General features: G+C 73.5%; 25 protein-coding genes. 9 read left to right on the top strand and 16 right to left on the bottom strand.

What is annotated here, in order from left to right:
• Positions 1-11: 11 nt before the first annotated feature.
• Positions 12-2,570 (bottom strand): MMPL family transporter, encoded by a 2,559-nt coding sequence (locus AC6CH6_RS09450; RefSeq protein ID WP_498254936.1) that lies wholly within the window; start codon positions 2,568-2,570, stop codon positions 12-14.
• 63 nt (positions 2,571-2,633) lie between these two features.
• Positions 2,634-3,308, bottom strand: a complete 675-nt coding sequence (locus AC6CH6_RS09445) for a TetR/AcrR family transcriptional regulator (protein ID WP_498254935.1) — start codon at positions 3,306-3,308, stop codon at positions 2,634-2,636.
• A gap of 244 nt (positions 3,309-3,552) precedes the next feature.
• Between AC6CH6_RS09445 and AC6CH6_RS09440 the strand changes: the two genes are divergently transcribed.
• The 3 genes from AC6CH6_RS09440 to AC6CH6_RS09430 all read left to right on the top strand — a co-directional run bounded on the left by AC6CH6_RS09440 (position 3,553) and on the right by AC6CH6_RS09430 (position 6,060).
• Positions 3,553-3,966, top strand: coding sequence for a hypothetical protein (locus AC6CH6_RS09440; RefSeq protein WP_176337131.1), 414 nt, complete (start codon positions 3,553-3,555; stop codon positions 3,964-3,966).
• A gap of 115 nt (positions 3,967-4,081) precedes the next feature.
• A complete protein-coding gene (locus tag AC6CH6_RS09435; RefSeq protein ID WP_498254934.1) occupies positions 4,082-4,813 on the top strand; it encodes a hypothetical protein in 732 nt (243 codons plus the stop codon).
• A 71-nt stretch (positions 4,814-4,884) separates the two neighbouring features.
• A complete protein-coding gene (locus AC6CH6_RS09430; protein ID WP_498254933.1) occupies positions 4,885-6,060 on the top strand; it encodes a zinc-dependent alcohol dehydrogenase in 1,176 nt (391 codons plus the stop codon).
• 90 nt (positions 6,061-6,150) lie between these two features.
• Here AC6CH6_RS09430 and AC6CH6_RS09425 read toward each other — a convergent pair whose 3' ends face one another.
• Positions 6,151-7,434, bottom strand: coding sequence for a saccharopine dehydrogenase NADP-binding domain-containing protein (locus tag AC6CH6_RS09425; protein WP_498254932.1), 1,284 nt, complete (start codon positions 7,432-7,434; stop codon positions 6,151-6,153).
• A gap of 204 nt (positions 7,435-7,638) precedes the next feature.
• Between AC6CH6_RS09425 and AC6CH6_RS09420 the strand changes: the two genes are divergently transcribed.
• The gene (locus AC6CH6_RS09420) at positions 7,639-8,565 is read left to right on the top strand and encodes a TspO-related membrane protein (protein WP_498254931.1); all 927 of its coding nucleotides are present in this window, start codon (positions 7,639-7,641) and stop codon (positions 8,563-8,565) included.
• Positions 8,566-8,608: 43 nt separating this feature from the next.
• Here the strand turns inward: AC6CH6_RS09420 and AC6CH6_RS09415 are convergent, their stop codons facing one another.
• The gene (locus AC6CH6_RS09415) at positions 8,609-9,502 is read right to left on the bottom strand and encodes a fructosamine kinase family protein (protein WP_133409546.1); all 894 of its coding nucleotides are present in this window, start codon (positions 9,500-9,502) and stop codon (positions 8,609-8,611) included.
• Between the two features lie 47 nt (positions 9,503-9,549).
• A complete protein-coding gene (locus AC6CH6_RS09410; RefSeq protein WP_498254930.1) occupies positions 9,550-11,493 on the bottom strand; it encodes a glycoside hydrolase family 15 protein in 1,944 nt (647 codons plus the stop codon).
• A gap of 94 nt (positions 11,494-11,587) precedes the next feature.
• On the opposite strand from AC6CH6_RS09410, the gene AC6CH6_RS09405 reads away from it, so the two are divergent.
• Positions 11,588-12,943 carry a glucose-6-phosphate dehydrogenase gene (locus tag AC6CH6_RS09405; protein ID WP_498254929.1) on the top strand — a complete coding sequence of 452 codons (1,356 nt, stop codon included), beginning with the start codon at positions 11,588-11,590 and terminating at the stop codon, positions 12,941-12,943.
• Between the two features lie 85 nt (positions 12,944-13,028).
• Here AC6CH6_RS09405 and AC6CH6_RS09400 read toward each other — a convergent pair whose 3' ends face one another.
• On the bottom strand, positions 13,029-13,937 hold the full coding sequence (locus AC6CH6_RS09400) for a PIG-L deacetylase family protein (protein WP_017831778.1): 909 nt from the start codon (positions 13,935-13,937) through the stop codon (positions 13,029-13,031).
• Between the two features lie 362 nt (positions 13,938-14,299).
• Here AC6CH6_RS09400 and AC6CH6_RS09395 point away from each other — a divergent pair, with 362 nt between their 5' ends.
• A complete protein-coding gene (locus AC6CH6_RS09395; protein WP_017831777.1) occupies positions 14,300-14,521 on the top strand; it encodes a hypothetical protein in 222 nt (73 codons plus the stop codon).
• Positions 14,522-14,604: 83 nt separating this feature from the next.
• Here AC6CH6_RS09395 and AC6CH6_RS09390 read toward each other — a convergent pair whose 3' ends face one another.
• Positions 14,605-16,104 carry an FAD-dependent oxidoreductase gene (locus AC6CH6_RS09390; protein WP_498254928.1) on the bottom strand — a complete coding sequence of 500 codons (1,500 nt, stop codon included), beginning with the start codon at positions 16,102-16,104 and terminating at the stop codon, positions 14,605-14,607.
• A 170-nt stretch (positions 16,105-16,274) separates the two neighbouring features.
• Here AC6CH6_RS09390 and AC6CH6_RS09385 point away from each other — a divergent pair, with 170 nt between their 5' ends.
• Positions 16,275-17,324: a spore photoproduct lyase family protein gene (locus tag AC6CH6_RS09385; RefSeq protein WP_498254927.1), complete on the top strand. Its 1,050-nt coding sequence runs from the start codon at positions 16,275-16,277 to the stop codon at positions 17,322-17,324.
• A 15-nt stretch (positions 17,325-17,339) separates the two neighbouring features.
• Here AC6CH6_RS09385 and AC6CH6_RS09380 read toward each other — a convergent pair whose 3' ends face one another.
• The 6 genes from AC6CH6_RS09380 to AC6CH6_RS09355 all read right to left on the bottom strand — a co-directional run bounded on the left by AC6CH6_RS09380 (position 17,340) and on the right by AC6CH6_RS09355 (position 22,175).
• Positions 17,340-17,690, bottom strand: a complete 351-nt coding sequence (locus AC6CH6_RS09380) for a cupin domain-containing protein (RefSeq protein WP_017831774.1) — start codon at positions 17,688-17,690, stop codon at positions 17,340-17,342.
• A gap of 33 nt (positions 17,691-17,723) precedes the next feature.
• Positions 17,724-18,239 (bottom strand): methylated-DNA--[protein]-cysteine S-methyltransferase, encoded by a 516-nt coding sequence (locus AC6CH6_RS09375; protein WP_498254926.1) that lies wholly within the window; start codon positions 18,237-18,239, stop codon positions 17,724-17,726.
• A 9-nt stretch (positions 18,240-18,248) separates the two neighbouring features.
• Positions 18,249-18,977 carry a hypothetical protein gene (locus AC6CH6_RS09370; protein ID WP_498254925.1) on the bottom strand — a complete coding sequence of 243 codons (729 nt, stop codon included), beginning with the start codon at positions 18,975-18,977 and terminating at the stop codon, positions 18,249-18,251.
• 33 nt (positions 18,978-19,010) lie between these two features.
• Entirely contained in the window at positions 19,011-19,262 is a 252-nt protein-coding gene (locus tag AC6CH6_RS09365) for a DUF3253 domain-containing protein (RefSeq protein WP_498254924.1), read from the bottom strand.
• Positions 19,263-19,310: 48 nt separating this feature from the next.
• Complete coding sequence (locus tag AC6CH6_RS09360) at positions 19,311-20,969, bottom strand: HNH endonuclease signature motif containing protein (RefSeq protein ID WP_498254923.1); 1,659 nt, start codon at positions 20,967-20,969, stop codon at positions 19,311-19,313.
• Between the two features lie 105 nt (positions 20,970-21,074).
• Positions 21,075-22,175, bottom strand: a complete 1,101-nt coding sequence (locus tag AC6CH6_RS09355) for an alkene reductase (RefSeq protein WP_498254922.1) — start codon at positions 22,173-22,175, stop codon at positions 21,075-21,077.
• 170 nt (positions 22,176-22,345) lie between these two features.
• On the opposite strand from AC6CH6_RS09355, the gene AC6CH6_RS09350 reads away from it, so the two are divergent.
• The gene (locus AC6CH6_RS09350) at positions 22,346-22,771 is read left to right on the top strand and encodes a rhodanese-like domain-containing protein (protein ID WP_498254921.1); all 426 of its coding nucleotides are present in this window, start codon (positions 22,346-22,348) and stop codon (positions 22,769-22,771) included.
• Here AC6CH6_RS09350 and AC6CH6_RS09345 read toward each other — a convergent pair.
• The gene (locus AC6CH6_RS09345) at positions 22,735-23,655 is read right to left on the bottom strand and encodes a helix-turn-helix domain-containing protein (protein WP_498254920.1); all 921 of its coding nucleotides are present in this window, start codon (positions 23,653-23,655) and stop codon (positions 22,735-22,737) included. The genes AC6CH6_RS09350 and AC6CH6_RS09345 overlap by 37 nt on opposite strands.
• 73 nt (positions 23,656-23,728) lie before the next feature.
• On the opposite strand from AC6CH6_RS09345, the gene AC6CH6_RS09340 reads away from it, so the two are divergent.
• On the top strand, positions 23,729-24,253 hold the full coding sequence (locus AC6CH6_RS09340; RefSeq protein WP_498254919.1) for a VOC family protein: 525 nt from the start codon (positions 23,729-23,731) through the stop codon (positions 24,251-24,253).
• A gap of 13 nt (positions 24,254-24,266) precedes the next feature.
• Here the strand turns inward: AC6CH6_RS09340 and AC6CH6_RS09335 are convergent, their stop codons facing one another.
• Positions 24,267-24,707: a VOC family protein gene (locus tag AC6CH6_RS09335; RefSeq protein WP_498254918.1), complete on the bottom strand. Its 441-nt coding sequence runs from the start codon at positions 24,705-24,707 to the stop codon at positions 24,267-24,269.
• A 355-nt stretch (positions 24,708-25,062) separates the two neighbouring features.
• Complete coding sequence (locus tag AC6CH6_RS09330) at positions 25,063-26,772, bottom strand: aryl-sulfate sulfotransferase (RefSeq protein ID WP_498254917.1); 1,710 nt, start codon at positions 26,770-26,772, stop codon at positions 25,063-25,065.
• Between the last annotated feature and the right edge of the window lie 144 nt (positions 26,773-26,916).

The raw sequence follows: 26,916 nt of genomic DNA, 5'->3' as shown, positions 1-26,916 counted from the left end.
GGACCTCCGCGTCAGTCGCGCCGGCCGGCGCCGACCAGCTCGCGCTCGGCGTCCGGGTCCGGCGCCGCGTCGCCCCAGCCGCTCGGGCCGGCCGCGGCGGCCGGGTCCTCGGGGGCGGGGGTGTGGTCGCGGCGCAGGGAGTCGCCCTCCACGTCCACGTTCGGCAGGATCCGGTCGAGCCAGCGGGGCAGCCACCAGGCCCGGTCGCCGAGCAGGTGCATGACCGCGGGGATCAGCGTCATGCGCACCACGAAGGCGTCGACGAGCACGCCGAAGGCGAGCCCGAAGCCCAGGGGCCGGATCATCGCCATGTGGGAGAACATGAAGCCGGCGAACACCGAGATCATGATGATCGCCGCGGCGGTGACCACGGCCCGGCCGGCCTGGAGCCCCTCCTGCACGGCGGCCCGCGCCGAGCGGCCGTGCACGAACGCCTCCCGCATCCCGGAGACGAGGAACAGCTGGTAGTCCATGGCCAGGCCGAACAGCACGCCCACGAGGATGGTGGGCAGGAAGCTCAGGACCGGGCCCGGCGCGTGCACGCCGAGCAGACCGCCCAGCCAGCCCCACTGGTAGATCGCGACCACCGCGCCGAACGCGGCGAAGAGGGAGAGCATGAACCCGGCGGTCGCCACGACCGGCACGAGGATCGAGCGGAAGACGAGCACCAGCAGCACCAGGGACAGCCCGATCACCACGGTGAGGTACAGCGGCAGCGCGTCGGCCAGCAGCTGGGAGACGTCGATGTTGCCGCCGGTCTGGCCGGTGACGCCGATGGTCACCCCGAGCTCGTCCTCCAGGGCGGGGGACAGGGCGCGCAGGTCGTTGACGAGCTGCTCGGTGGACTCGGCGGCCGGGCCGTCCACGGGCACGACCTGGAACGCGGCGGTCCGGCGGTCCTCCGACAGCCCCGCCGGGACCACCGAGACGACGTCGTCCTCCGCCATGAGCTCCTCGCCCACGGCGAGCTGCAGATCGGCGGCCCCGGACTCGTCCGTGCCCTCCGGCAGGTCGGCGACCACGAGCAGCGGGCCGTTGGCGCCGGCGCCGAACTTCTCGTCGAGGACCTGGTAGGTGCGGTACTGGGTGGAGTCCTCGGGCTCGGAGGAGGCGTCCGGCAGGCCCAGGCGCATCGAGGCCGCGGGCAGCGCGACGACGACGAGCGCGAGCACGCCGGCCACGAGGGTCAGCACCGGGTGGCGGGTGGCCACCCCGGGGCGGGGCTCCCCGAGGTGGGCGGGCCGGCGGGCCGCGCGGGTCCGGGCGCGGGCGGAGAGCAGCCGCTGCCCCACCAGGGACAGCAGCACCGGGGTGAGGGTCACGGCGACCAGCACGGCCACGGCCACGCAGACCGCCGCCGCGGTGCCCATGACGCCCAGGAACGGGATGCCGGTGACGTTGAGCGCGGCCAGGGCGATGATCACGGTCAGCCCGGCGAAGACCACCGCGTTGCCGGAGGTCCCGGTGGCCAGGCCGATGGACTCGTGCAGCTCCGTGCCCGCCAGCAGCTGCTGGCGGTGCCGGTTGAGGATGAACAGCGAGTAGTCGATGCCCACGGCCAGTCCGAGCATGACGCCCAGCATCGGGGTCACCGACATCATGTCCAGCACCCCGGAGAAGGACAGCACGCCGAGGGCGCCGACGGACACGCCGGTGAGCGCCATCAGGATGGGCAGGCCGGCGGCCACGAGGGTGCCGAGCATGACGAGCAGCACGATCCCGGCGATGACCACGCCGATCACCTCGGCGGGGCCGACGAGCTGGGAGATGTCCTGGGCGATCTCCAGGGAGTAGTCGACCTGCACGCCCTCGATCTCCGTGCCGTCCACGGCGGCCTGAAGGGACTCCTTCTCCTCGGCGGTGACCGCCTGCTGCTCGGCGGTGAAGGTCACCACGGCCATCGCGGTGGTCCCGTCCGCGGAGACCGTGCGGGTCTCCTCGGCCAGGGCCATCATCCGCTCGCCGCGGTCGAGCTCGGGCAGACCGTCCGCGAGCTGCTCCCGGTTGCGCTCGAGCTCCGCGCGGCCGTCGTCGAGGGCCTCCTGGCGGTCGTCGAGCTCGTCGAGGACCTGGTCGGGGGCGTCGGCCCGCTCGGCCTGCTCCCGGGCGGCGTCGAGCTTCTCCTGGTTCTCGTCGAGCGTGTCCTCGGCGGCGTCGAGCTGCGCGCGGCCGTCGGCGGCCTGTTCGCGCCCGTCCGCGAGCTGCTGCTCCTGCGCCTCGCGCTCGTCCTGGGCGGCGAACGGGTCCAGGACGCCGTCGACGCCCGGGGACGTCTCCGCGGCGGCGAGCGCCGCGCCGACCTGCTCGCGCTGGTCCGCGGTGAACGGGTCGCCGTTCTCGGTCTGGAACACGATCCGGCCGGTGCCGTGGCCGGCGTCGGGCAGCTCGCTCTGCAGGCGGTCGGCGAGACGCTGGGTCTCGGTGCCGGGAACGGTGATCGCGTTGGTCAGCTGCCCGCCGAAGGCGGCGAAGGCGCCGCCTGCGAGGAGCAGGACCACCCCCCAGGCCGCGACCACGGCCCAGGCGCGGCGGGCGGCGAAGCGCCCGAGTCGGTACAGCAGATGTGCCATGTCTCTTCTCTGTCGGTCGTGTTCTGCGGGTCGTGCTTTGAGAGTCGTGCTCTGTCGGTCGGGTCAGTCCGCGAAGCCGTGGCGCAGGCGCTCCACGGCGGTGCGCAGCAGCCGGCGCCAGGTCTCGCGGCTGTCCGGGGTGTCCACCGCGCCGGTCTCCTCGGCCCACCGCTCGAAGGACACGGCCAGGGCGTGGAGCAGCAGGCTCGCGAGCAGGTCCACGGTGAAGGAGGGCGCGCCGGGGACCCGGTCGGTGATCTCCGCGGCCAGCCGGGCGGTGAGGGTCTGGAACACCTCGTGCGCCCACATCGCGGTGATGGGGCTGTCCCCGCTCGCGCCCATCAGGTGGGCGATGTGGCACATGGCGGGGACGAGCTCGGTCCGCTCGATGACGTCGGCCAGCTGCTCGAGGACGGCGCCGGGGCTGGGGTTCGCGGGCGGCGGGGTGGCCTCCACGACGCGCGCGAAGTTGTCGACGAACACGCCGAGCAGCTCGCTGAAGCGCGCGTAGACGGCGTCGTCCGCGGAGGCGAAGTGGTTGAAGATGGTGCGCCGCGAGACCCCGGCCCGCTCGGCGAGGTCGTTGACGGTGAAGCGTCCCAGTCCGCGCTCCGCGGCCAGGGCCGCGGCGGCGTCGATGATGGCGCGGCGGTTGTGGTACTTCACGGCCTCCCGCCGGTCCTCCGGGGGGTGGTGCCGGGCGGGCTCGGCGGGCAGGTTCGTCACGAGTGCTGACACTAGGTGCAACCATGCACTCCGTGCAACATTGCACTGTGTGCAACGTGCCACACCGGACCCGGCCCGCCCGGAACGCCGCCCGCAGCGAACGGAGGGGAGTGACGGATCACGGCCGGGTCACGATCCGCGGCGAGAACCCTGCGGGAGGGCCCTCAGGGGTGGCCGCACGGTGATCCCCCCGCGTACGGTCGTCCCCGTCCTGCCGGAACGGCACCGAGCACAGCACGACGACGAGGAGACCACCATGCACCGCTTCCCCCGGACCGCGGCCTCCGCGGCGGCCGCGCTCCTCCTGGCCGGCACCGCCGCCGGCTGCGCCGAGGAGACCGAGCTGACCCGCGCCGACCAGTCGGGCGTGCCCACCGAGGAGCTCGTGGGCGAGGCCATGACGCTCACCGGCGAGGTGCAGGAGGTCCTGGCCCACCAGGTGATCGCCATCGGCGCGGAGGACACGCTCGTGCTCGCAGACCAGCTGCCGGAGGGGCTGTCCGTGGGCGACGAGGTCGAGGCCACCGGCACGGTGGAGGAGCGGGACGTCTTCACGGTCGACGACTACGAGGCGCTGCAGGCGGTCGCCGACGAGGAGACGGCGCAGCTCTACGTCGACCGCGGCGAGGAGCTCATCCTCGTCGACGCGACCGTGACGCGAACCGACTGACCCTCCGCACCCTCCCCCGGACGGACGGGCGAGCGCCCGCGCCCCGGGCGGGGTCCGCGGCGCCCGTGCCCTACCGTGGGCCCAGGAGCAGACCGGCGCGACCGAGAGGACAGCAGTGGCGAGGAACGACGGCACCCGGCACGAGCACCGGCGGCCGGTCGACGAGGCCGAGCAGCTGGGCCTCGCGGAGGGGCTCGCGCGCCGGCTCGACCGGCCGATGGGCGTGCTGGGCGTGCTGTTCCTGTTCGTGGTGCTCGGGCAGCTGCTCGCCGAGGACCCCGGGCTCGTGGCCCTCCTCAACGTGGTCGGCTGGCTCTTCTGGGCCGTGTTCGTCGGCGAGTTCCTGCTCCGGGCCTACGTCGCCGGGTTCTCCGCCCGGTTCTGGAAGCGCAACTGGTGGCAGGTGCTGTTCCTGCTCCTGCCCTTCCTGCGCTTCGTCCGCGCGCTGCAGGCCGCCCGGCTGCTCCGGCTCACCCGGCTGACGCGGGCGGGGAGCGTGCTCTCGGCCGGGGTGCGCGGCTCCCGCTCGGCGGGGAAGCTGCTGTCCAGCAGGATCGGCTGGCTCGCGGCGGTCACCGGCGTCGTCGTGCTGGTCTCGAGCCAGCTGCTGTACGTCCTCGGCCACTACGCGGGATACGGCCCGGCGCTGTCCGACGCGGCGATGTCCACCGTCACGGGCCGGGAGCTCGGGGCGCAGGGAGGCTTCCCCCGCGTACTGGAGGTGGTGCTGGCGCTCTACTCGGTGGCCGTCTTCGCGACCCTGGCCGGCTCGGTGGGGGCGTACTTCCTCCGGGGCGAGACCGCGGCCCAGGCCCCGCACTATGCGGGTCCGGACACCGCCGAGTAGGCTGGGGCGGACCGAACAGATCAGCATGCTGTCCTTCCGCACCGGAGGGGCCGTTCTGAGAAGGAGGATCGATGAAGGCTCTGACATGGCAGGGAAAGCGCTCGGTGAGCGTCGAGGAGGTCCCGGATCCGCGGATCCAGGAGCCCACGGACGCGATCGTGCGGATCACGTCGAGCGGGATCTGCGGGTCCGACCTGCACCTGTACGAGGTGCTGGGCCCGTTCATGGACAAGGGCGACATCATCGGCCACGAGCCGATGGGCATCGTCGAGGAGGTCGGCCCGGCCGTCACCCACATCAAGGCCGGGGACCGGGTGGTCATCCCGTTCAACGTCTCCTGCGGGCACTGCTTCATGTGCAACCAGGGGCTGCAGTCGCAGTGCGAGACCACCCAGGTCCGGGAGTACAACAGCGGCGCGGCGTTCCTCGGCTACTCGCGGCTCTACGGCTCCGTGCCGGGCGGGCAGGCCGAGTACCTGCGGGTGCCGCACGCCGACTACGGGCCCATCAAGGTCCCCGAGACCGGTGAGGACGAGCGCTACCTCTACCTGTCCGACGTGGTGCCCACCGCGTGGCAGGCCGTGAAGTACGCCGCTCCCCCGGAGGGCGGCTCCCTGGCCGTGCTGGGGCTGGGCCCGATCGGCCAGATGTCCGCCCGGATCGGCCGGCACCTGGGCTACCGGGTGCTCGCGGTGGACCCGGTCGCCGAGCGCCGGGCCATGGCCGAGCGCCACGGCATCGAGACGCTGGACTCCGCGGGCGACGTGGCGGAGCGGCTGAAGGACCTCACGGACGGCCGCGGCCCGGACTCCGTGGTGGACGCGGTCGGGATGGAGGCGCACGGCTCCCACGTGGCCGGGGTGGCCCACGCGGCGGTGGGACTGTTGCCGTCCCCCCTGGGCCGCAAGGCGATGGAGACCGTCGGGGTGGACAAGCTCGACGCGCTGTACACCGCCATCGACGCCGTCCGGCGCGGCGGCACGATCTCGCTCAGCGGCGTGTACGGCGGCATGAAGGACCCCATACCGATGCTCACGCTGTTCGACAAGCAGGTCCAGATGCGCATGGGCCAGTGCAACGTGAAGTTCTGGATCGACGAGCTCCTGCCGCTCGTGGACGACCCCTCGGACCCGCTGGGCGTCCTCGACCTGGCGACCCACCAGGTGCCGCTGTCGCAGGCGCCGGAGATGTACGAGAAGTTCCAGAAAAAGGAGGACGGCTGCATCAAGGTGGTGCTCAAGCCGTAGTCCCGCCCGCAGCGGTCCTGCCGCCGGCCCCCGTCCCTCGCGAGGGACGGGGGCCGGCGCGCGCCGTCCACGGTGTCCGGTCCGCGGTGCTCAGCCGACCGTGATGCGCACCCGTGCCGGGAGCAGGGCGTCGAGGTCCCCGTCCAGCGCCAGGGCGGGCGTGCTCGAGCCGAGGGCTGCGGCCGGGACGCCGCGCACCGCCATGCGCAGGGCGAGCTCCGTGGTCAGCCACGGGGTGGTGCCGTAGCCGGGGTTGCCCTGCGCCTCCAGCACGGCGGAGAAGCTGCCGCCCTCGTGGGTGGTGAACTCCCCGCGGGTGGTCCAGGACCAGCCGGTGAGCACGTCGCCCGCCGGGCCCGTCCCGACCTGGGGCAGGACCCCCGCCAGGACGTCGGCGAGCCGCGCCCGCACCGGGTGCGGCAGACCGGCGGCGAGGCCGGCGAGCGCCTGGAAGACGGCCACCGCCACGGCCGCGGCGCAGCGCCCGGCCCCGCGGAGCCCGCCCGCCCGGCCGACGTCCATGGCCTCGCGGAAGGCCAGGGGGTGCGCGGCGGCCCCCGGGACGGGGCTCAGGGCCTGAGTGCGGTGCACCACCGGGGGATTGATCGCCGCGAGCGGGCTCATGGCCGCGAGCACCCGGCCGCGGGCGGTCCGGGCACGCAGACGGAGCGGGCTGAAGGCGCGGACGGCGTCGGGGTCCGCGGCGGTCCCGCTGCCCGGCGCGGGGTCCGGGAGACGGGCGGCGACGTCCCCGGTGCGGGCGGGGTCCGGGTCCCGCAGCACCTCGACGAGGCTCTGCACGGTCCCGCCCGAGACCGACTCCGAGAATCCGGTCCCCGGCGGCGTGCGCACGGAGGTGACGAGGTCCGCGGAGCGCAGCGTCTCGCCGCGCTCCGCGGCGTGCCGGCGGGCGGCGTCGACGAGGACGTCGGCGGGCAGGGCCTCGAAGCCCGCCGTGTGCACGATCGCGACCCCGGCGGCCCGCGCGGCCTCGTGCAGGTCCCGGTCGGTGCGGTGGGCGAGCTGCGACTCGCCCGTCAGGTCCAGGTAGTGGGTGCCCTCCGCGACGCACGCGGCGAGCACCGGGGGCGCCAGCCGCGTGTAGGGCCCGGCGAGGTTGACCAGCACGTCGACCCGCCGGACGAACGCGCGCAGCGAGCCGGGCTCCGCGACATCGGCGTGCAGGACCTCGGGGACGGGGAGCTCCCGTTCGGCGCACAGCGCTCGCACGCGCTCGGGGTCCCGGGCGCCGACGACGACGTCCACCCCCGCCTCGGGCGCCCGCGCCAGGAGATGGGCCAGTGCCACGCGCCCGGTGATGCCGGTGGCGCCGAGAAGGCCCACGACGGGCCGGGACGTCTGCTCGGGTTCCATCCGGCCACTCTAGGGGAACGGCCCGGGCGCCGGCCGGGAACGGGTGCCCCGGCCGGCGCCCCGTCCCTGGTGGCAGTCAGGTCCAGGGCCTACCGTGGCGGTCGAGGACCCGTGCACTCCGACCCGCACATTCCATCCCGTGCACCCCGACCCGGGAGCCCGACCCGCGGCTCCCGGTCCGTGCCACCCGAGAAAGGCCCCGCCGTGACCGCCTCCCCCGTCAGCACCGGCCGCACCGACCTCCGGCCGACCCGCGCGGACCGCGTCCGCCAGGTGCTGGTCACCGTCAGCGAGATCGCGTGCCTGTTGGGCACGCTCGTCGGCATCGGCGTCTTCGGCACCCGGGTCGAGGAGTCGTCCGGCGGCAGCCTCTCCGCGGACGCCACCCTGCTCGCCCCGGCCGGCACGGCGTTCTCGATCTGGTCGGTGATCTACCTGGGACTGTTCGCCTACACCGTCTGGCAGTGGCTGCCCTCGCGGACGACGGACCCCCGGGCCCGCGCCACCGGCCGGCTCGCGGCGGCGTCCATGCTCCTCAACGCCGGCTGGCTGCTGGTCACCCAGCAGGGCTGGATCTGGGCCAGCGTCGGGGTGATCGTCGCCCTGGTCCTGGTCCTGGGCCTGCTGGTGGTGCGCCTGACCGAGGTCCCCGGCCGGCGCGGCCCGCTCGACCTGATCGTGGTCGACGGCACCTTCGGGCTGTACCTGGGCTGGGTGTCCGTCGCGACGGCGGCCAACGTGGCGGCCGCCCTCGTGTCCTCGGGCGTGTCGCAGGAGGGCCGGGGCGCCGAGTGGATCGGCGTCGTCGTCGTGCTCGTGCTCGCTGCGGTGGTCGCCGCCATCCAGCGGCGGGTCGGCGGGCGCTGGGCCGTGGCCGCCGCCTCCGCGTGGGGGCTGTCCTGGATCGCGGTCGGCCGGGCCACGGACGAGCCGCGGTCCGTGCTCCTGGCCTGGGGCGCGGCCGCGGCGGCGGTCCTGGTGGTGCTGGCCACGGCGTACTTCCGCCGCCGTGCCGGTGCCGGTGCCGGTGCCGGTGCCGGTGCCGGTGCGGAGCATGCCGAGCAGCGCAGGGCAGAGCAGCGCAGGGCCGGTCGTGCCGTGGACGACCGGGCGGTGGACGAGCAGCGCTGAGGACCCTGCTCCCGCTCCCGCCGCCGCTTCCCCGCGCGGCCGGTCAGCCGCGCAGCTGCCGGAGCGCCCGCACGGCCGCGTCCCCGTATCCGCCGCCGAACCGGACGGCGTGCACCAGCAGCGGCGGCAGCTGGTACCACGGCACCCGCTCCTGCCAACCGGGCGCGAGCGGGTGCTCGGCGTCGTAGGCGGCCAGGCACTCCTCGCCGAAGCCGCCGAACAGCAGCATCATCGCGATGTCGACCTCGCGGTGGCCCCAGTACGCCGACGGGTCGATCAACCAGTTCCGGCCCCGGACGTCCACGAGCCGGTTCCCGGCCCACAGGTCGCCGTGCACCAGGGTGGGGGGCTCCGGCGGCCCCGCGAGCTCCTCGGCCCGCGGGGCGAGCTCCTCGAGCAGGTCCGCGGCGTGCGGGGCGATCCGGCCGGCCCCGAGCGCGTCCCGCAGGAGCGGGCGGATCCGCCGGTCGAGCAGGAACGCCGCCCAGTCCTGGGTCGGGGACAGGTCCACCGCGAAGGACCCGATCCGCCCGGGCAGCTCCGGGTCGAGCCCGCCGAAGGCCTTCCCCCGCACCCGGTGCAGCGCCGCGAGCCCGCGCCCGCACTCCGCCTCGGTCCCGGACGGGCGCCGGCCCGGGGCCTCGTCGATCCACTCGAGGACGATGCCGTCGTCCGTCCACCGCACGACCTCCGGCACCCCGAGGAACTCCGGCACGTGCTCCCGCAGGGCGTGCAGTCCCGCGACCTCCGCCGCCATCATCCCGGCGGGCGGGTCCGCCATGGTCTTCGCGAACAGCGGTCCCCGCGCCGTCTCCAGGCGGAAGGCCGCCGCGGTGTCGCCGCCGCCGAGCGGGGTGGCCCGTTCCACCCCGAGGCCGTCGAGGAGGTCGTCGGTGAGGTCGTGCGGCAGATCGGCCGCCCGGTCGAAGGTGCTCATGTCCGTCCGTCCTGGTCGATGCGTCCTGATTCGTGCCCGCGTCCCGCCTACGCCTGGAGCCGATCCGTGAGGTCCACGCCGGCCCGCGCCCGCACCACGGCGTCGACGGCGCGGATGAACCCGAGGTGGCTGAACGCCTGGGGGAAGTTCCCGGCGAGCCGCCCGCTGACGGGGTCGAACTCCTCCGCGTACAGGCCGAGGTCGTTGGCGTAGCCGGCGAGCTGCTCCAGGAGCTCACCGGCGTCCTCCACCCGGCCGCTGCGCGCGTACTGCTCCACGAGCCAGAACGAGCAGATGAGGAACGGGTACTCGTCCCCCTCCAGACCGTCCAGGCCGGAGGCGGTCCGGTAGCGGTGCACCAGCCCGTGCGCCCCCCGCAGGTCCCGCTCGATCCGGGCAACGGTGCCGAGCATCCGCGGGTCGTCGTAGGCCACGAAGCCCGTGTGGGGCAGCTGCAGCAGCGAGGCGTCCACCTCGGTGTTGTCGTAGGTCTGCGTGAACGTGTTCAGCTCCGTGTCGAAGCCGTGCTCCAGGATCTCGGCGCACAGCCGGTCCCGCAGCTCACGCCACCGATCCACCGGCCCGGAGAACCCGTGCTCCTCGACGGCGCGCACGCCCTGGTCGAAGGCCGCCCACATCATGGCGCGCCCGTGCACGAAGAACGCGGCGGGCCCGCGCATCTCCCAGATCCCGTGGCCGGCCCGGTCGAAGTTGCGCTCGCAGAAGCGCAGCAGGTTCTTCTGCAGTCCCCAGGACCACCGGTCCTCCTCCACGCCGGCGTCCCGGAGGGCGGCGAGCGCGAGCATGACCTCCCCGACGACGTCCGACTGGAACTGGCCCACGGCGCCGTTGCCGATCCGCACGGGAGCCGAGCCCTCGTACCCGCCGAGGTGGCCCAGCTCGCTCTCGGGCAGCCGGCGCTCCCCCGCCAGGCCGTACATGATCTGGACCTGGTCGGGATCCCCGGCCACGGCCCGCAGCAGCCAGTTGCGCCAGTGCAGCGCGCCGTCGGTGAAGTCGTGGGCGACGAGCACCTCGATGGTCAGTGCGGCGTCCCGGAGCCACGTGTAGCGGTAGTCCCAGTTGCGGCTGCCCCCGAACTCCTCGGGCAGCGAGGTGGTGGGGGCCGCGACGATCCCGCCGGTCCCGCGGTGGGTGAGGGCCCGCAGCACGAGCAGCGAGCGCAGGACCGCCTGCTCGTGGCGCTTGTGGGTGCCCACGTGGGAGGACCACTCGGTCCAGAAGGACACCGCGCGGTCGAGGGCGGCGGCGGGGTCCACGGGGGTGGGCAGCACGTGGTGGGACTCGTGCCACGTCAGCACCCAGTCGAGGGACTCCCCCGCCGAGAGCCCGAAGCGCCCGCCGAGCCGGTCGGCCACGGCACCCTCGTCCTCGTCGAGGCCAGCGGGCTCCTCCGCGGCGGCGTCCGGGACGGCGTCCTCGAGCGGCTCGACGCGGGGGAAGTCCTCGGGGTGCAGCATCGGCCCGGTCAGGAGCAGGGCGTCGGGGCCGGCGATCGAGAGCTGCCCGCAGGTGCCGTTGCCGTCGATGTCGACCCGCCGCGTCCAGGGCACGGCGCGCCCGTAGTCGAAGCGGATCCGCAGATCGTGCTCCACCTCGACCGTCCCCGAGACGCACTCGACCCGCCGCACGAGATCGGCGTGGTCCGGGTGGTCGTCGCCGGCGGCCACCGGGGGCAGGAAGTCGGTCACCACGACGGTCCCGGTGGGGGTGCGCCACGTCGTCTCCAGCACGAAGGTGCGGGGCAGGTAGCGGCGCGACGTGACCACGCCGTCGACGGCGGAGAGCTTCCAGCGCCCGTCCTCGGGCGTGCCCAGCAGGGCCGCGAAGACCGACGGGGAGTCGAAGCGGGGGAAGCACAGCCAGTCGACGCTGCCGTCCCGGGACACGAGCGGCCCGGTGTGCAGGTCGGACAGCAGCGCGTAGTCCTCCAGGGGGGTGGACCGGGGCCGGTTCGCGTCGTCGTTCATCCGCCCATTCAACCAGCCGCGGCCGGGCGTCCGGTCGGCGCGGGCCAGGGGGCGCGCGGGGCGTGCGCCCCGGGCCCCGGGGTACCGTGCTGGCATGACAAGCATCAGGACCCTGATCATCTTCGGCGCCACCGGCGACCTCACGTCCCGCCTGCTCCTGCCGGGCCTGGGCACGCTCCTGAGCTCGGCCCCGGAGCTGCGCATCGACGTGGTCGGCTCCTCGCGGGAACCCGCGGAGGGCTGGGAACAGGTCGTGGCCGAGGCCTTCGACTCCGTCGGCGCGAGCGGGCCCGCCGCCGCGCACACCCGGGAGACCGCCCGCTACGTGGCGGGCGACGTCACCGACGCCGGGGACCTCGAGCGGCTGCTCGACGACGTCGAGGGCCCCGTCTGCCTGTACTTCGCCCTGCCTCCCGCGGTCACCGCGCAGGCGTGCGAGGTCATGGCCGGGCTGGACCTGCCGGAGGACCTGGTGCTGGCCCTCGAGAAGCCGATCGGCTCCGACACGCAGACCGCGCGGGAGCTGAACCGGCTCGTGGGCCGGCTCGTCCCCGAGGAGCGGACCTTCCGGGTGGACCACTTCCTGGGCATGCCGGCGGTGCTCAACTTCGTGGGGCTGCGCTTCGCCAACCGGCTGCTGGAGCCGCTCATGAGCCGGGAGCACGTGGAGTCCGTGGAGATCGTCTTCGACGAGACCCTGGGCCTGGAGGGCCGCGCGGGCTTCTACGAGGCCACGGGAGCGCTGCGGGACATGATCCAGTCCCACCTGCTGCAGGTCATGGCCCTCGTCATGATGGAACCGCCCTCCTCCTTCGACCAGGTGGAGATCCCCACGCTGACCAGCCACGTGCTGCGGGCCACGAAGCTCTGGCAGGACGACGCGGCGGGCGCCGCGACCCGGGGCCGCTATACCGCCGGCAGCGTGGAGGGCCGTGAGCTGCCCGACTACACGGCCGAGGACGGCGTGGACCCGGAGCGCGGGACGGAGACGTTCGCGCAGGTGGTCCTCGAGGTCGACACGTGGCGCTGGAACGGCGTGCCCGTCACCCTGCGCTCGGGCAAGGCGATCGGCAACCCCCGCCAGGAGATCGCCATCACGTTCCGCCGCCCGCCGCACGACTACGAGCAGCTGCCCCGCTCGGGGGACGTCGCGCCGGACGTCCTGCGCATGGGCCTCGAGGAGGAGCAGCTGACCCTGGAGCTGAACGTGGGCGGGCCCTTCGACTCCCGGGGCATGACCCGGGTGACGCTCTCGTCCGGGATGGCCCGGCCGGGCCTGACGGCCTACGGCAGCGTGCTGCGGGGCGTCCTCGAGGGCGACCACACCTTCGGCGTCCGCGGGGACGCGGCGGAGCAGGGATGGCGCATCGTCGACGAGGTGCTGGCCGCCTTCGAGGACGGCCGGGTCCCGCTGCTCGAGTACCCGGCCGGCAGCTCCGGCCCCGTCTGAGCGGCGGCGCCGGCCGGACCGTGGCCGGGCGCCGGGGCGTCCGCGGGAACGCCCCGGCCGCCCGGCCCCCTGGCCACCCCGGGGACTAGAGGTCGCCGATCGCGGAGCCGAGCAGGCGGACCGGCTCGAAGGCCTCCGCGTTGGTGTTCTTGGCCTGCGCCCCGCGGAAGGCGGCCATCCCGCGCACCCGCCCGGGGGTCATGTAGGGCTTGCCGGCCTGGTCCCGGTGGGAGAGCACGGCCTCGACCTTGACGTCGACGTAGCCGTCGATGTCCACGAACACGGACGGGTCGAAGTCGCGGGTCACCGACGGGGACTCGAAGCACAGGATCGAGTGGTGGGCCCGGGCGGCGCGCAGGGTGGCCTGGTGCACCGCGTAGTGGTCCTGGTGCTGGTCGTGGGCCGAGTGGGTGAAGATCACGTCCGGCTCGAACTCCCGGATCGCGGCCTCGATGGCCCGGACCATGTCGTTGGTGACCGTCTCCAGCTTCGTGTCCGGGAACTCGTGCACCCGCAGACCCGTCAGCCCCAGGAACGAGGCGCCGCGCTGGGCCTCGGCCGGTCGCAGCCCGGCGTTGCCGCCCACCTCGCCGGAGCTCATCACCAGGCCGCGGACCTCGTGGCCAGTGTCGACCAGCTTGGCCAGGGTCGCCCCGCAGGCGAGCTCGAGGTCGTCCGGGTGCGCCCCCACGGCCAGCACCTTCCGGCGCTCGACCACGGTGGTGGCGGGGATCCGCCGCTCGGCGATGACGAAGCCGAAGACCCCGGTGGCGACCAGGGTGGCCACCGCGATCGCGTCGCAGACCAGGGTGACGGGCATGATCGTGGCGCACCACAGGTTGAGCACCAGCAGCACCGCGTACACGGCGACGATGGCCTGGCGCAGCGACCTGGCCCCGGCGATGAACCGCTTGTGCCGCGTGTAGGCGGCGTTCGACAGGACGTAGACGAGGACGACGGTGCTCAGCAGAGCACCCACGACGGATGGCAGCATTTTTCCCCCCAGGAATGATCGGCCCGGCCCGGAAGCTCCTTCGCTCCGGGTCGATGACGCCACCGGCCCCCCGACCGGTTCGACGTCCACCCCGCCGCGGTGGTCACCACCGGGTCGGGTATGGATCAGTTTGCATGAGGAAACAGTTTTTTGCATCTGTTAATGGCCGTTCGGACGACCCCACATCCGCCCACATCGGCGGCGGACGACCGGACACCGGAGCACGGCGGCCGGCCGGCGACGCATCTGGCGAACTTTATAGTCAGCCTGCTTTCGTATTGCTCCGTTTCGTGTGAGACTGGGCGGACACCGCTCGAGGAGTTCGCCGTTCACGGTGACCACCACAGGAAAGAGGTACGTCCATGATCAGCACGATCCAGAACCTTGGTGTCCGCAGCGAGCACGCCTACGCGGCGGGCTTCGCCTCCATCGGCCTGTCCGTCCTCTCCTGGGCGGCCAGCCTCGGCAAGAGCAAGTCCAAGCCCCAGGCCGACCGCTGGGGTCTGTTCGTGGGCGAGTGGACCCCGACCTTCTTCGCGATCGGCGTCGCGCTGAAGCTCGAGGAGACCTCCTCCAAGAAGTAGGTCCCGGGACAGCGCGTCCCTGGACGCCACGGCGGCCCCCACCCCTCTGCGGGTGGGGGCCGCCGCCGTGTCCGGGACCGGGCTCAGCGCCCGGCCCGAGGCAGGTCCTTCACGGCAGGGCCCTCGAGCAGGGAGCCGTCGGCGGCGAACCGGGAGCCGTGCAGGGGGCAGTCCCACGAGCGCTCGGCGTCGTTCCAGCGCAGCACGCCGCCGAGGTGCGTGCAGACGCCGGAGACCTTGCAGGTGGTGCCGTCGACGGTGGACACGCCCACGGGGCGGCCGTGCTCGCGTCCGACGACGCCCTGCCCCTCCGCGGGCGCCCCCGCCGGCAGCTCCTTGAGCTCGGCCTTGAGCCAGTCCTTGGGCGCGTTGAGGCCCACCCCCGCGTTGACGCGCAGGGCGGTGAGGATGTCCGACGGCGAGGTCATGCGCCGGCCCAGCGTCTCGGCCCACGGCACGCTGCCGCCGAGGATCTCGGCGTTCAGCGCGATCGCGGCGGCCACGGCGTTGCTCATCCCCCACTTGTTGTAGCCGGTGGCGAGGTAGATGCTGCCGCCGCCGCGGGGCAGGGTGCCGATGAAGGGGATGAGGTTGACCGACTCGTAGTCCTGGGCCGCCCACACGTGCGTGCGCTCGGCCCCCGGGAACCAGCGCTGCGTCCAGGACTCGAGGTCGTCCACGGCCGCCTGCGGGGAGGCGGACCGTCCCACCACGTGGTCGTTGCCGCCCACCAGGAGCAGCTCCTCCCCGTCGACCGGCACGGTGCGCAGCGTGCGGGTGGGGCTGTCCGCGGTGATGTACATGCCCTCCGGGATGGACCCCGGCGCCCCGGGGACCCGGTAGGTCAGGGCGTAGGAGCGGTTCGGGGAGAGCTTCGCGAAGTACCCGCCGCGGTCCAGGACCGGGGTGCCCGTGGCCAGCACGAGCCGGTCGGCCCGCACCGGGCCGTGCGAGGTCTGCACCGAGAGGGGTGAGCGGACACCGGCCCCGGTGATCCGGACCCCCTCCACGAGCGTGCCGCCGTGCTCCTTCAGCTCGGCGACGAGGGCGCCGAGCACCTCCATCGGGTGGAACTGGACCTGGTCCGGCATCGTGATGGCCCCGGAGACCTTGTAGGGGAGGCCGGTGTCCCGGGTCCAGTTCATGTGCAGCCCGGCGATGCGGGCGGCCTCGAGCTCCTTGCGCAGCGCGGAGGCGCCCTTCGACGTCGTGGCGTAGGTGTAGGCGTCGCGGCGCTGGAACGGGACCCCACGCTCCTCGAGGAACCGGACCAGCCAGTCCATCCCCTCGCGGTTCCCGTCCGCGTAGGCACGCAGCACCTCGTCCGACTGGTGCCGGTGGATCTGGGAGAGCGTGGTGCCCTGCAGCAGGGACAGCTTCGCCGTCGTGTTGCCCGTGGTGACGGCCCCGACGGAACGCGCCTCGAGCACGGCGACCCGCTGACCCGCACGCGCCAGCAGCACCGCGGTGGTCAGCCCGGTCAGCCCGGCACCCGCGACCACCGTGTCGTAGTGCGCACCGGGGACGAACCGGTCCGTCGCGGTGGACGGCACCTCGTACGTGTCGAGCCAAACGGATCTCATGGAGGAACTCCCTCGTGGTCGCTGCTGCCGGAGTGGTCGTTGCGGTCGCACCCTGGTGCCATCCTGTCGGCCACCAGGTGTGAAGTCCACTGTCCATTCCCGGGGAGGACTCCGCGAGCCCGCTGTCGGTGGCGGTTCCTAGACTCGTCCGCATGCCCCCGGAACCGTCCATGATCGACATCACCCGCATCTACTACGAGCCGGCCGCCGCCGAGCTGCCCCGGGGGCGGCAGGTCCTCGAACGCTGGCCGGACGCCACCCTGGTGGAGGTCCCGAGCCACTGGCAGATCCCGGAGCTGCACGGGGACGAGACCAACGCGCGGCGGTGGGTCCGGATCAAGCGCGAGGCCCTGGTGCTGGGGGTCAAGAAGTCCCTGGCGGCGCGGCCCAACGGCCGGTCGGCGGACTTCATCGCGCCGTCCACGGCCAACGGGTGCGCCATGGCGTGCGCCTACTGCTACGTCCCGCGCCGGAAGGGCTACAGCAACCCGGTGACGGTCTTCGCCAACATCGAGCAGATCACCGGCTACCTGGACCGGCACATCGGCCGGCAGGGCCCCAAGCCGGAGCCCAACCAGTGCGACCCGGACGCGTGGGTCTACGACCTCGGGGAGAACAGCGACTGCTCGGTGGACGCCCTGCTCAGCGACAACGTGCAGGACCTCGTGGACCTGTTCCGCCGCCACCCCACCGCCAAGGCGTCCTTCGCCACGAAGTACGTCAACCGGGAGCTGCTGGACTGGGACCCGCAGGGGCGGACCCGGGTACGGTTCTCCCTGATGCCGGCGCACCTGGCCAAGCTCACGGACATCCGGACCACGCCGGTGCCGGAGCGGATCGCCGCCATCGACGACTTCGTGGCGGCTGGCTACGAGGTGCACGTGAACTTCTCGCCGGTGATCGTCACGGACACGTGGCTGGAGGACTGGGCCGAGCTCTTCGAGCAGCTCGACGACGGCCTGAGCGCGGCGGCCAAGGACCAGCTGGCCTCGGAGGTCATCTTCCTGACCCACAACGCCCAGCTCCACGAGGTCAACACGCAGTGGCACCCCAAGGCCGAGGAGGTGCTGTGGCGCCCGGACCTCCAAGAGACCAAGCGCTCCCAGAACGGGGCCCTCAACGTGCGGTACCGCTTCCGGGACAAGCAGCGGTACCTGGAGCAGTTCCTGGACCTGCTCCACGAGAAGCTGCCGTACTGCGACGTCCGCTACGCGTTCTGAGCCGGAGCCCTCGGGTCACGCCACTCGGGGGTCGTAGCCGTCCGACGGCCGGGAGACGGTGGTCAGCAGGAAGACCGAGTCCTCCAGCGCCTCCACCGAGTGGCGGGAGTCGGTGAGGGACAGCAGCTCCCCGGCCGTGAGCTCCTCGGCGAGCTGGCCGCGCTTGAGCACCCGGACCCGGCCGCGCAGCAGCTGGAGGGTGGCGGCGGGCGGGGAGACGTGCTCGGCGAGCTCCTTGCCGGCGCACAGCGCCATCATCGTCTGCCGCAACACGCCGTCGTGGACCACGAGCTCCGCGCTGCGCCCGGCGCCGGAGGCACGTGCCTTCGTGAGATTGGCGGTGGCGAGGTCGTCGAGGCGGGTCATGGGTCCTCCTGGTGGCGCGTCAGGGGTGCGGGTTCAGAGCAGCGCGCCCTCGAGGCGCAGCAGGTACTCCTTGCGTTCCATGCCGCCGGCGTAGCCGGTCAGCCGCCCGCCGGCGCCGATGATCCGATGGCACGGGACCAGCAGGCTGACGGGGTTGCGGCCGTTGGCCGACCCGACCGCCTGGGCGGCCCGGGGCGCCCCGACGGCGCGGGCCACCTGCCCGTAGGTGCCGGTCGTGCCGTACGGGATCTGCGCGAGGGCGTTCCACACACGAACCTGGAACGGTGTCCCGTGGAGGACGACGTCGGCGTCGAACTCCTGCAGCCGTCCCGCGAAGTACTCGCCGAGCTGCTCGCGGACGTGTGGGAGGAGGCTGTCGTCGCGCGCCCCGAAGGAGGTGGGGACCGGCCCCTGGCGTGCGCCCTCGACGGAGAGCGCCACGAGCGCCCCCGCCTCCTCGACGAGAGCCAGCGGGCCGATGGGCGACTCCACCAGGGCGTGACGCCGGACAGTCGCGGTGGTGGGCGCCGGGCTCAGTCTCAGTGCCATGGGCCGATTCTACGCCCGGCCCAGCGGCCCTCGCGGGGTGCGGGCCAGGGTGTAGGACGGCTCTCGCAGCCGGTAGGTCCACCCGTAGTTCTCGGCGCCCGTGGGGACGTTGAGCAGGGGGTCGAACCGTTCGTCGTCCCCGAACGGCGCGCCTGGACCGAGCTCGACCGTCCCGAAGCGCTGCCACGGCCCGAGCGGTGTGGCCCAGTACAGACCGAGGACCCAGGGCTCGGCGGCGACCGACGCCCGGAAGAGGTCGGGGCGGGCCGGCAGGCGCTCCGTGCGCGGCTCGGGGTGGGCGGCGACCAGCACCGGGCCGCCGAGACCCCGGTAGGGCATGAAGGAGGCGAACGCGCTGTCCGGCACGTGCCGGTGGAAGGTCGGGACGAAGCGGGAGAACCGCCCCCCGCCGGCGGTCGCGAGGAGGATGTCGGCCCGGCCGTCGCTGCGGCCCTCCATCTGCCCGGAGGGCGGGACGGGGCAGCGCAGGGCGAGGCCCAGGATGTCCGGCCACCCCTGCGGGAAGCCGATCGAGCGGGAGAAACGGGCCCGCACGGGATCCTCTCCGGCTTCGTCGATCCAGTGGATGCCACTGGTGCCGCCCCCCGTGCGGACCAGGACGCCTTCGAGCCCGACGCCCTCCGAGTGGATGGGCCGCTGGGGCCGGAACTGCTTGAGCAGGACGAACGGCGCCCGGGCGGCGGACCCGAGGAGGGCGCTGATGGGTGGGGACGTCATGACCCCCACGCTACCCGGGGGCGCGTGCCCTGCTCAGCGGAGTCGGACGCGGATCGGCCCGCGGGCTGTCCGGCCGTCGACCACGCGGCCCTGCTGGGTGATGTCGACGAGCCCGGCGTCGGCCATCCGGTACGCCTCCTGACGCACATCCTCCATCAGGTCCCGCCAGCCCTCGGCGTCCAGAGCGCGGGCGGCCTCGGAGGGACACACCGTCTTCGCGGACCCGCGGCGGCGGACCAGGTCGAGCAACACCGAGCGCACCTCGGTGGGCGACGGGGTGGTCACGGGCAGCTCCTCCGTCTCACCGGGGTCTAGGGTCCGGGGTCCAGGATGTCAGAACGGCGGCGGGTCGTCGGCCGGACCAGGCCGAGAAGCGGAGCGCGGGACACCGTGCGGCGCGTGAACTGCATCCGGGCGCGGAGCGGGGACTGCGAGGAAGTACGGTGCGCGCTCCGGGACCGGATGGTGGTGCTCCTGCGGATAGGTCCGGTGGATCTGTCCGGCAGGCGAGGTCCACTCCAGCACCCCGTGGTCGTGCAGCTCGGGGACGAGGCGCTCGGGTGCCACGTGCTCCACCCGCCACCGGCCCAGCGGACCGTCCCGGTGCTTGAGCAGGTGGTGGTGCCGGCACAGGTGTGCGAGGTTGTCCGCCGAGGTCCGGCCGCCGTCCGCCCAGGCGACGGTGTGGTCGAGGTCGCACCGCGATGCCCGGCGTCGACAGCCCGGGAAGCGGCACGTGCCGTCCCTGGCTCGCAGCCGGTGCTTGAGATCGGCGGGCACGGCATAGGTGCTGCGGTCCCGGTCCAGGACGGTCCCCGTGACGGGATGGGTGAGGATCCGTGACCAGGAGGGCGCGCGCGCCGCGATCCGCTCCGCGAGACCGACCGGGATGGGCCCGTAGCCCTCCAGCTCCGCACAACGGGAAGTGCGCGGCAGGCCCTCGATGGAGCCGGGGGGCAGCGTCCCTGCGTTCTCGAGGAGCGCGAGAGCGGGCACGGTGACCGTGACGTGCCCGCGGATGCCGCGAAGACGGTCGGGCATGTCGGCGGGCTCGCCGTCGAGCAGGAGGTCCGCCAGCACGTCGGCGCGCAGCTGGGGCACCGTGCGGCGCTCCGGAGCCCCGGCGGTGGGATCCGACGGACCGCTGTCCGGGGAGTCCGCGGCGGACGACGCGGGCGATGCCGTGGTCAGGACCTGCGCGGGGAGGACCTCGGGCGGGACCGCGGGGACCGCCCGGTCGACCAGCGTGTCGAGGCGGTCCTGGATGGCGTGCGCGGTGGCCGCGTCCAGGAGGGCGCACAGCTGCGCCATGCCGTCCTCCCGGGGTTCGACCCACACGCGCCGGTCCTGCAGCGCCAGCCGGTGCCGCTGCTCCTGGGTCTCCCGCAGCAGACCTGCGCGGCGTCGGCGGGCGAGGGCGCGCAGCTGGGCCACGGTGCTGCCGGGGGCCCGGAGGAGCAGCTCGTCGACGATCCGCTGGACGGCCTGGACCGGCGCCCGCTGCTCCGGCGGGAGACCGGCGGCGTCCCACACCAGCTCGCGCCACAGCTCGACGAGCACTCCCGCCTGCCGGAAGCCCACCTGGCCCTGCTCGAGCGCCTCGAGGACCCCGGGCAGGGACTCCGCGAGCAGCACGGCGTCCTCGACACGGCGCAGCGCGGTGCCCGCGGGGAGCCGGAGGGCCGGACCGATCTCATCGGCCACGTCCCGCACCGTCTGCTCAGCGGGCTCGAGGGAGTGCGGGCCCAGCCGGTCCGCCTCGGGGCGCATCCAGAGCGCCTCCACCATCCAGCGCTGCTCCCGGGCCTCCTCCTGCAGCTGCCAGAGCCGGTGGAGCAGCCGGTACTGGCGCCCCGCGGCCCGGGCCTCCGCGCGGGACTCCTCGACCAGCGCCCGCACGCCGGCGGAGAACTCCTCGCCGATCTCGGCCAGGTCCGTCTCCTCCCGGAGGGCGTCCTCCAGGCTTCGCGGCGGAACGGCGGTGGCGGCCATGGTTCATGGTCCCAGCCGGATCCGACACGCTAAGACGTGACCCGGACCACCTGCGAGGGTCCCCGCGTCCCTCCCGGCAGGACCGGGCGGGACGCGGGGAGTGGCTCAGGCCTGCGCGAACGGGTAGTCCGTGTAGCCCTCGGCGCTCTGCGTGTAGAAGGTCCGCGGGTCCGGCACGTTCTCCCGCAGACCCTCCGCCCAGCGCCGTGCCAGGTCCGGGTTCGCGATCGCCGGGCGCCCGACGACGACGCCGTCCGCCACGCCCTCCTCGATCAGCTGCACGCTCTCCTCACGGGTGGTCGGCACGTCACTGAAGCCGCTGTTGGCCAGGAAGGCGCCGCCGAAGCGGGTGCGCAGCCCCTGGACGAACTCCCCCGCCGGCTCCTTGTGCAGCACGGAGAGGTAGGCGAGGCCGAGGTCCCCGATGCCGTCGACGAGAGCGGCGTACGTGGCCCGGACGTCCTCGTGGTCCGTCTCCCAGGCGTCCTGGATGTTGTGCTCGGGCGAGATCCGCAGACCGACACGCTCCGCACCGACGGCCTCGGCCACGGCCCGGACCAGCTCGACCACGAAGCGGGCGCGGTTCTCGGGGGAACCGCCGTACTCGTCGGTGCGCTGGTTGGCGCCCGGCGCGAGGAACTCGTGCAGCAGGTAGCCGTTCGCGCCGTGGATCTCCACACCGTCCAGGCCCGCCTCGATCGCGTTGCGCGAGGCCCGGACGAAGGACTCCACCACGCCCGGCAGCTCCTCGGCGGTCAGCGCGTGCGGCACGGGGTAGTCGGCCTTGCCCTGGTAGGTGTGCGTCTTCCCCTCGATCGCGAGAGCACTCGGGGCCACCGGCTGGGAGCCGCCGTTGATGTCCGGGTGCGTGACGCGCCCGGCGTGCATGACCTGCATGAACAGGCGGCCGTCGGCGGCGTGCACGCTCTCGGCCACCCGGCGCCAGCCCTCGACCTGCTCGGGCGTCTCGATGCCGGGCTGGTAGGCGAAGCCCTGCCCCACCACGTCGGGGTACGTTCCCTCGGTGACGATGAGGCCCATCGAGGCGCGCTGGGTGTAGTGCTCCACGTTGAGCTCGCCGGGAACACCGTCCCGGCCGGAGCGCATCCGGGTGAGCGGCGCCATGACCAGGCGGTTCGGCAGCTCGAGGGAGCCGAGGGTGACGGGGGTGGACAGGGTGGAGTGCGGCACGGGGAGGCCTTTCATCAGGGAACTGGTTCTTTCCGTGTCAACGGGAGATCCCCCGGAGTTATTTGCGCTCCGGCTGTCTCGTTCCTCACAGCTGGAGGATGCTATACCCCCTGGGGTATAGTAGGCCCACGTGTCCCGCCCGGTGCGGCACGAACCTCTCGATCATCGCGAAGGAGAACTGAGCCATGGGCCTTCTCGGCCGACTCTTCGGCAGCACCTACGAGACCGTGGACGTGGCACGCGCCCGGGAGCTCCTGGACGGCGGGGCCGTGCTCGTCGACGTCCGCACCGCCCAGGAGTACCGCGCGGGTCACGCCCCGGCCGCCCGGCACATCCCCCTGGACGCCATCGGCACCCGGCAGCGCGAGCTGTCCAAGGACCGGCCGGTCGTGACGGTCTGCCGATCCGGCGCCCGCTCGGCGAACGCCGCCCGCCGGCTGGCCACGGCCGGCTACGAGGTGGCCAGCCTCCGCGGCGGCATGACGGGCCTGGCAGCGCGCCGGCGAGCGCGTGGTGGCGAAGAACGGCCGGCCCGGCACGGTCGCCTGACCCACGCCCCGGGTCCCGGGATTCCTCATCCGCCCTCCCGGCCGGACCGGGCGCGCCCGTAGCCGCGCGGAGTGGCGCCCAGCACCGACCGGAACTCCCGGGTGAGGTGGGACTGGTCCGCGAAGCCCAGCTCCGCGGCGAGCGCCCCGAGGTCCGCGGCCGGGTCCGCGCGCATCCGCTCGGCCGCCTCCTGGAGCCGACGACGACGGAGCAGCAGCTGGGGCGGCATCCCCACGAACCGGGCCGCGAGCCGTTGCAGCGAGCGCTCGGAGACGTGCAGCTGCCGGGCCAGGCCCGCCGGGCTCCGCGCGACGGTCCCCGCCTCGAGGAGGTCGACCATGCGATTGGCCAGGGCACCGTCCCGCGCCGCGGACGGGGGCACCGCCGCCGCCAGCGCCCGGACGTGGTCCGCGAGCAGGGCCGCCGCCCGCAGATGCCGGCCGGCCGGATCGGCACCCGCCACAGCCCCCGCGGCGGCAGAGCGCAGCCCGGGCGCGCTGACGGACTCCGTTCCGCCGGGCGGATCCGCCGGACGTGCCCACCGCCCGGCCGCATCGGCCACCGCCATGGCCTCCGCGACGGCGGAGCGCAGCCCGGGCGCACTGACGGGCGCGGACCCGTCGAGCAGGTCCGCCGGGTGCTCCGTGAACAGCAGGACCCCCGCCGGGCGCAGCAGCGCGCCGACCGCCCAGCCCCGGCCCGTGAGCACCCGGGTGGACGCACGGCTCGTGGGCCCGTGCAGCGCCACCCCGTCCGGTTCGACCACCACGTTGCTCGCCGGATAGCCCAGCACCAGCTGCTCGGCCCGCTCCCCCGCCGGCAGGTCCCACTCGGGGATCCACAGCTGCCGGACGAGGTGGGCGACGTCGTCGGGCGCGGGCAGGCGCACGACCGTGGCGTGCGGTCCCGGGGTGAGGTGGCCCCGCGTGGTGGGCGGCTCGCTCATGGCACGAGCGTAACCACCCGGAGGTGGCGGGAATCTTCAAGACCGCCCGGCACCGGATGCCTAGGCTCGGAGCATGAGCACAGAGCAGAACCTCCGTGGGGTCACCGGAGCGCACACCACCGACGGGACGCCCCGGGGGTTCACGTCCCTGACCCCGTTCATCGCGGTGGTCGACGCGGCCGCGGCGCTCGACTTCTACACCCGCGCCTTCGGGGCCGCCCTCGTCGACCGCACCGACATGCCCGGGCCGGACGGGGCTCCCGTCGTCGTGCACGCGACCGTCGATCTCGGCGACGGACGGCTCCAGCTGGGCGAGGTGAACCCCGACTTCCACCTCGTGGCCCCGCCCGCGGGCGACGACGACTGCTATTCGCTCGGCCTCTACGTCCCGGACGTCGACGACGTGGTGGCGCGTGCCGTCGCCGCCGGCGCCACCGTGCGCGAACCCGTCAGCACGTTCGTCTCGGGCGACCGCTACGGCAGCCTCCGCGACCCGTTCGGCGTCCGCTGGTCGATCATGACCCGGGTCGAGGACCTCTCCGAGGAGCAGAGCAGCGCACGGGTCGCCGAGTGGGCGGAGTCCATGGGGCAGGGGTGAGGCGCCGCGCGGCTCAGGCGTCCTCGGGGCCGCCGGCCGGGGCGAGGAGCTCCAGGGCGATGTCGTCCGGGTCGCGGAACTCCAGGATGTGGCCCACCCCGATGTCCTTGATCCCCTCGTGGGCGATCCCCAGGTCGTCCAGGACGACGACGGCGTCCCGGAGGTCGGCCTGCGACGCCACGGTGAAGCACAGGTGGTCCAGGCCCACCCGGTCCTCGTCGTGCCGGTCCCCGTCCGGCGCCACCGGCCGGAGGCCCAGGAGTCCACCGCCGAACCGGTAGATCACGCCTCCGAAGAGGAAGGACAGCTGGTCCTTCGTCTCCTGGTCGGCGTCCGCCGGGGGAGCCTCGAAGGCGACCGGGAAGCCGAAGACGGCGTCGTAGAAGGCGCGGGAGCGGTCGATGTCGGTGACCGTGAGCCGGACGTGGGCGTAGTCGGTGGCGCTGATGGGCACGGTGTTCTCCGGTGTCGTCGGGTGGGGCTTCGAGCGGGACGTCCTGCACTGCGCACCGGGACGTAGGGCCTGCTTCCGGTACCAGGATTCGCACTCTACGGGGCCCCGACCCTGCGGGCGAGGGTCCGGGCCCCGCGCGCGAACTCCTCGGACGCGCACGGGGTCCGGCCTCCGGGACGGGTCCCGGTCGCGGCTCTCCAACCCTCGACCGGGACCGTCAGCTTCTCCCTGTGTCCCGGGGATTCCCCCTCGCACCACTTAGCCAACCACCTCCTGCTGAACACGAGCTGAAGCAGGTTTCCTGGGCGGTGGCCCCGGTGGTGCCGCCCGTGTCCGCCGGCGCGAGTGCGCCGGCTCAGGGCGCGGCGAACCAGAAGTCGTCGAACCCGTACTTCAGCACCCGGTAGGCGAAGTCGTCCTCGGTCGGCCCCTCGAGGGCGTAGTCGAAGCGGGCGATGACCTGGCGCTGGGCGTCGTGCTCGGCGAACGTCAGGGCCTGGCCGCTGTTGACCACGAGCGGACCGCCGAGGTCCTGCACGTTGCTGACGATCGCGGAGTAGGGCACGGGGACGGTCTCGACCTCGGTGTAGGTCCCCGCGTTCTCGTCGACGAGGTACTTCCGGTACTCCGAGCGGAGGGAGGGGTCCGCCGTGGCCACCGGGGAGGTCCCCGCGGGCACGGGACCGGTGTAGTCCGGACGGCTGCCCATGCTCCAGAACGAGTTGTCGAACATCGTGAGGTAGTACTGGCCGTCCGCCAGCGCCGCGTCGTCGTGGCGCACCACCGAGTGCTGTCCGCCGGTGTCGGGGAAGTCCCCCACCTTCTCGAGGAGCAGGTCCTCGGCCCCGGTGCCGGCCCAGACCTCCCGCTGACCGATGATGTAGTCGACCGCGGGGTTCCCGTGGACATCGTCGACCTTCAGGATCGCGGAGTTCTCGCGCGCGCTGACGATCACGGAGTCGCCGTCCGGGGACCAGTCGACCGAGTTCAGGTGCAGCCAGTCGTCCACCGTGTTCGGGCCGTAGGGCTGGGTGCGGGACTTGTAGCCGGCGAGCAGTTCCGTGAAGTCGACCGTCTTCTCGTAGGTGCCGGTCTCGAGGTCCAGGGACACCAGGACGTCCTCCACGCTGCCCTTGGCGGTCTCCGTCGCGAGGGTCACGACCTTGCCGTCGTCGGTGACGTCGAAGTCGTGGTGCATCTCGAAGCCCGCCAGGACGTGGGTGGCCACGACCCGGCCGAGGCCGTCGATCCGGGCGACCTCGTTCCTGCCGACGGTGGTCACCATGGTGTCGCCGTAGAACTCCAGCCGGTCCGTGCGGTAGCCGTCGAGGTCGAACTCGGCGCGCAGCACCCCCGCGTTGTCGTAGAGCAGGGTGTAGTCGAGGTGGCGCTTCAGGCCCATGACGGCGAACAGGCCCTCGGTGAGCTCCTCGGCGTTGCCCTCCACGGTGCGGTCGAGGGTCGTGCGGTCGCCCGAGGCGCTCGGTGGAGCGGTCATGGTGAACGAGAACTCCGTGGGTCCGCCGTCGTCGGGCTGCCAGGTGGTGGTCACGGTGTTCTCGGCGCCCGGGGCCACCCCGATGAGCTGCCCCTCGAACGACGCGGCGCTCGGGTCGTGGTCCTTGGCGACGCGCGTGAAGTCCTCGGTGCCGGGAGAGCTGACGGTGTACGTCAGGGTGCCGCTGCCCTCGGTCTCGAACTGGGCGTGCACGCCGGTGGTGTTGGTGCCGAAGGGGTTGAGGACGAGCAGCGGGGCCTCGGGAGAGGAGCCCAGGGACTTCAGGTCGTCCAGCGCGGCGTCGACCACCTCCTGCACGTCCGGGGCGAAGCTGTCGCGCTCCTCGGGAGCTCCGTTGCGGGTGACCGAGACGGTGTAGACGTTCGTGTCCGCCTCCGGGTAGGTCTCGGCCGTGGCCGCCACCTGCTCGGCGGCAGGCACCACGGGAGGAGCACCGGGCTGCTGCAGCACCCGCGGAGGCCCGACCGCGAGGGCCGGGCTCCCCGACACGACCAGGGCGGCCGCCGCGAGCAGGGTGACGGAACGAGCGCGCGATCGGTGGGACATCTGGGGCTCCTGGCGGTGGGCGCGGCGGTGAAGTCCGGCCGAGTGTAGCCACGCAAGAGCCCTCTGATAAGGGGCGATGTCTTTGCGGGGGCTAACGCCGCACCCCAGGAGCATCTTCAGTGGCGGGAATGACCCCGGATGACC

The sequence above is a fragment of the Kocuria sp. GQ42 genome (genome assembly GCF_059758435.1).
The sequence above is the reverse complement of the archived record's forward strand: the minus strand, read 5'-3'. Positions and strand labels throughout refer to the sequence as shown.

What these genes read in the sequence shown, in the direction of transcription:
- AC6CH6_RS09450 (WP_498254936.1), bottom strand. Translation starts at nt 2,570, where the DNA reads ATGGCACATCTGCTGTACCGACTCGGGCGCTTCGCCGCCCGCCGCGCC.
- AC6CH6_RS09440 (WP_176337131.1), top strand. Translation starts at nt 3,553, where the DNA reads ATGCACCGCTTCCCCCGGACCGCGGCCTCCGCGGCGGCCGCGCTCCTC.
- AC6CH6_RS09430 (WP_498254933.1), top strand. Translation starts at nt 4,885, where the DNA reads ATGAAGGCTCTGACATGGCAGGGAAAGCGCTCGGTGAGCGTCGAGGAG.
- AC6CH6_RS09425 (WP_498254932.1), bottom strand. Translation starts at nt 7,434, where the DNA reads ATGGAACCCGAGCAGACGTCCCGGCCCGTCGTGGGCCTTCTCGGCGCC.
- AC6CH6_RS09415 (WP_133409546.1), bottom strand. Translation starts at nt 9,502, where the DNA reads ATGAGCACCTTCGACCGGGCGGCCGATCTGCCGCACGACCTCACCGAC.
- AC6CH6_RS09410 (WP_498254930.1), bottom strand. Translation starts at nt 11,493, where the DNA reads ATGAACGACGACGCGAACCGGCCCCGGTCCACCCCCCTGGAGGACTAC.
- AC6CH6_RS09405 (WP_498254929.1), top strand. Translation starts at nt 11,588, where the DNA reads ATGACAAGCATCAGGACCCTGATCATCTTCGGCGCCACCGGCGACCTC.
- AC6CH6_RS09400 (WP_017831778.1), bottom strand. Translation starts at nt 13,937, where the DNA reads ATGCTGCCATCCGTCGTGGGTGCTCTGCTGAGCACCGTCGTCCTCGTC.
- AC6CH6_RS09395 (WP_017831777.1), top strand. Translation starts at nt 14,300, where the DNA reads ATGATCAGCACGATCCAGAACCTTGGTGTCCGCAGCGAGCACGCCTAC.
- AC6CH6_RS09390 (WP_498254928.1), bottom strand. Translation starts at nt 16,104, where the DNA reads ATGAGATCCGTTTGGCTCGACACGTACGAGGTGCCGTCCACCGCGACG.
- AC6CH6_RS09385 (WP_498254927.1), top strand. Translation starts at nt 16,275, where the DNA reads ATGATCGACATCACCCGCATCTACTACGAGCCGGCCGCCGCCGAGCTG.
- AC6CH6_RS09380 (WP_017831774.1), bottom strand. Translation starts at nt 17,690, where the DNA reads ATGACCCGCCTCGACGACCTCGCCACCGCCAATCTCACGAAGGCACGT.
- AC6CH6_RS09375 (WP_498254926.1), bottom strand. Translation starts at nt 18,239, where the DNA reads ATGGCACTGAGACTGAGCCCGGCGCCCACCACCGCGACTGTCCGGCGT.
- AC6CH6_RS09370 (WP_498254925.1), bottom strand. Translation starts at nt 18,977, where the DNA reads ATGACGTCCCCACCCATCAGCGCCCTCCTCGGGTCCGCCGCCCGGGCG.
- AC6CH6_RS09360 (WP_498254923.1), bottom strand. Translation starts at nt 20,969, where the DNA reads ATGGCCGCCACCGCCGTTCCGCCGCGAAGCCTGGAGGACGCCCTCCGG.
- AC6CH6_RS09355 (WP_498254922.1), bottom strand. Translation starts at nt 22,175, where the DNA reads ATGAAAGGCCTCCCCGTGCCGCACTCCACCCTGTCCACCCCCGTCACC.
- AC6CH6_RS09350 (WP_498254921.1), top strand. Translation starts at nt 22,346, where the DNA reads ATGGGCCTTCTCGGCCGACTCTTCGGCAGCACCTACGAGACCGTGGAC.
- AC6CH6_RS09345 (WP_498254920.1), bottom strand. Translation starts at nt 23,655, where the DNA reads ATGAGCGAGCCGCCCACCACGCGGGGCCACCTCACCCCGGGACCGCAC.
- AC6CH6_RS09340 (WP_498254919.1), top strand. Translation starts at nt 23,729, where the DNA reads ATGAGCACAGAGCAGAACCTCCGTGGGGTCACCGGAGCGCACACCACC.
- AC6CH6_RS09330 (WP_498254917.1), bottom strand. Translation starts at nt 26,772, where the DNA reads ATGTCCCACCGATCGCGCGCTCGTTCCGTCACCCTGCTCGCGGCGGCC.